This is a genomic window from Streptomyces sp. NPDC019224, assembly GCF_040632605.1.
Lineage (GTDB): Bacteria > Actinomycetota > Actinomycetes > Streptomycetales > Streptomycetaceae > Streptomyces.
Window position 1 is genome coordinate 39,237 of the sequence record NZ_JBEYCF010000059.1, and the last position, 3,262, is coordinate 42,498.

A 3,262-nucleotide genomic window follows, 5' to 3' on the forward strand; every position below is an offset into this window, starting at 1 on the left:
GCCCGTCCGTGCCCCGGCCGGCCGACGCTGCCGGCGCTCCTCGGCCGGCCCGGCCGGAGCCCCTCGCCGTCGGCCACGAACCGGCGTCCGGCCGCGCCCCCGGGGCGCCGTCCCGTCCGGCGCCTCGCCGGGCACCGGCCTCCCGGAGGCGGAAGCCGACAGGGGCCCGGTTCGCGGGGCTGGAGACCGAGGACGGGGGCCTCGTGGACGAGGTGCCCGTCCCGCCCGCCGCGCCGGCCGCGGCACCACGCGGCGCCCGCTTCGGCGGCGCGCCCGCCGCGGGCTCGGAGCGGGCCGTGGCGTCGCCGGACCCGGCCGCGCTCCGGTTCGCGCAGTCGACCGTCGGCGCGCTGCTCCGGCTGCGGGCCGACGGTCGCAGCGGTGAGGCGCACGCCGTGCTCTGCGAGGCGGCGGCGCTCCCCGCGCACCGGCTGCCGCTCCTGGCCGTCGAGCTGCACCGGGCGGGGCTCGACGCGGACTGGGCGACCCTGCTGTGGGAGGTCGCCTCGCTGCCCCCGGACGGGCTCGCCGCCGCCGTGGACGCGCTCGCGGCGGCGGGTCGCGGCCGGGACTGCGAGCAGCTGCTGCGGCAGGGCGTCGCCCGGCCGGCCGCCGAGATCGCCGAGGCGGCGGCCGCACTCGACCGGGCGGGCCGGGGCCCGCTGACGCAGGCACTGCTCGGCGCCTTCGTCCGGGTGCGGACACCGCAGGAAGCGGCCAGGGTCGCTTCGATCGACCCGCCCCGGCTCGTACCGCGACTGCTCGCCGCGGCCCGGACGGTGTCCGAGGCCCGCGAGCGGGGGGTCGAACACGCACTGCGCGTGGCGGGCCTCGGCTGAGACGCCCCCCGACAGCTGAGACGCCCGCCGACAGCCGGGAGGCGCGCCGGCACTGGCCCGCCCGGGTGTGAAACATGATCGACTCAGCTGGTTCACGGCGATGGTCTTGCCCCGTCGTGTGACGGGGCTTACGTTCTCCCCTACGCACGTGTCTACGGGCGTAGAAGCACGAAAAGGCTCTCTGACGCCGCGTCGAAGGAGCAGCTCATGTCCCACGTCGTACGCGCCGCACTCGTCCAGGCGACCTGGACCGGCGACACCGAATCCATGATCGCCAAGCACGAGGAGCACGCCCGCGAGGCCGCCCGGCAGGGAGCGAAGATCATCGGCTTCCAGGAAGTGTTCAACGCCCCCTACTTCTGCCAGGTGCAGGAGCCCGAGCACTACCGCTGGGCCGAGGCGGTGCCGGACGGCCCGACCGTGCGGCGGATGCGGGACCTCGCCCGCGAGACCGGCATGGTGATCGTCGTCCCGGTCTTCGAGCTGGAGCAGTCCGGCTTCTACTACAACACCGCCGCCGTGATCGACGCGGACGGCTCCTACCTCGGCAAGTACCGCAAGCACCACATCCCGCAGGTCAAGGGCTTCTGGGAGAAGTACTACTTCAAACCCGGCAACGTCGGCTGGCCGGTCTTCGACACCGCCGTGGGCAAGGTCGGCGTCTACATCTGCTACGACCGGCACTTCCCCGAGGGGTGGCGTCAACTCGGTCTCAACGGAGCGCAGTTGGTGTACAACCCGTCCGCCACCTCGCGCGGCCTCTCCGCCTACCTCTGGCAGCTGGAACAGCCCGCGTCCGCAGTCGCCAACGAGTACTTCATCGCCGCGATCAACCGCGTCGGCCAGGAGGAGTACGGCGACAACGACTTCTACGGCACCAGCTACTTCGTCGACCCGCGCGGCCGGTTCGTCGGCGACGTCGCCAGCGACAAGGAGGAGGAACTCGTCGTCCGGGACCTGGACTTCGGGCTCATCGAAGAGGTGCGGCAGCAGTGGGCGTTCTACCGGGACCGCCGGCCCGACGCGTACGAGGGGCTGGTCGAGCCGTGAGCAGCCTCCACCACCGCCACCTCGCCGTCAGCCCCGACTGGCTGGCCCTCTACTACCGCCACCCGCTGGAGATCACCCACGGCGAGGGCCGCCACGTCTGGGACGCCGACGGCAACCGCTACCTCGACTTCTTCGGCGGCATCCTCACCACCATGACCGCCCACGCCCTGCCCGAGGTCACCAAGGCCGTCAGCGAGCAGGCCGGCCGGATCCTCCACTCCTCCACGCTCTACCTCAACCGGCCGATGATCGAGCTGGCCGAGCGCGTCGCCTCGCTCTCCGGCATCCCCGACGCCCGGGTCTTCTTCACCACCTCCGGCACCGAGGCCAACGACACGGCCCTGCTCCTGGCCACCACGTACCGCAGGTCGAACCAGATCCTCGCGATGCGCAACAGCTACCACGGCCGGTCCTTCTCCGCCGTCTCCATCACCGGCAACAACGCCTGGTCACCCACCAGCCTCTCGCCGCTCCAGACCCTCTACGTGCACGGCGGCGTCCGCACCCGCGGCCCCTATGCCCACCTGAGCGACGCCGACTTCACCGCCGGCTGCGTCGCGGACCTGGAGGACCTGCTCGGCCACACCCGCACCCCCGCCGCCCTGATCGCCGAACCCATCCAGGGCGTCGGCGGCTTCACCTCGCCGCCGGACGGCTTGTACGGCGCGTTCCGCGAGGTCCTGAACCGGCACGGCGTGCTGTGGATCTCCGACGAGGTGCAGACGGGCTGGGGGCGCTCCGGCGAGCACTTCTGGGGCTGGCAGGCCCACGCGCAGAACGGGCCGCCGGACATCCTCACCTTCGCCAAGGGCATCGGCAACGGCATGTCCATCGGCGGCGTCGTCGCCCGCGCCGAGGTCATGAACTGCCTGGACGCCAACTCCATCTCGACGTTCGGCGGCTCCCCGGTCACCATGGCGGCCGGCCTCGCCAACCTCTCGTACCTCCTCGAACACGACCTCCAGGGCAACGCCCGCCGCGTCGGCGGCCTGCTCATCGAGCGGCTGCGCGCGATCGGCGCCGCCTCGGAACGGGTCCGCGAGGTGCGCGGCCGGGGCCTGATGATCGGCATCGAACTGGTCAGGCCCGGCACCGACGAGGCCGACCCCGAGGCGGCGGCCGCCGTCCTGGAGGCGGCCCGCGAGGGCGGCCTGCTCATCGGCAAGGGCGGCGGCCACAACACCAGCGTGCTGCGCATCGCCCCGCCCCTCTCGCTCGCGATCCCGGAGGCGGAGGAGGGCGCGGAGATCCTCGCCGACGCGCTGCGCGCGGTGGGCTGACAGCTGACAACGGCGCGGCCGTGGGGCCCGGCGGGCCCCCCCGCCCCCACACACCCCCAGCACCAAGAACCCCAACAAAAAAGTGCCCGCGAC

The 3,262-nt window shown here is 73.3% G+C and carries 2 protein-coding genes and 1 pseudogene; all 3 read left to right on the plus strand.

Annotation, left to right across the window (positions count from 1 at the left end; genetic code table 11):
- Window positions 1-839: pseudogene (locus tag ABZ564_RS28350) on the plus strand (hypothetical protein); the annotation flags it as partial.
- Between the two features lie 207 nt (window positions 840-1,046).
- Window positions 1,047-1,889, plus strand: a complete 843-nt coding sequence (locus ABZ564_RS28355; protein WP_360861867.1) for a nitrilase-related carbon-nitrogen hydrolase — start codon at window positions 1,047-1,049, stop codon at window positions 1,887-1,889.
- On the plus strand, window positions 1,886-3,169 hold the full coding sequence (locus tag ABZ564_RS28360; protein WP_360861869.1) for an aspartate aminotransferase family protein: 1,284 nt from the start codon (window positions 1,886-1,888) through the stop codon (window positions 3,167-3,169). Before ABZ564_RS28355 ends, ABZ564_RS28360 begins: the two co-directional genes overlap by 4 nt.
- Window positions 3,170-3,262 lie beyond the last annotated feature (93 nt).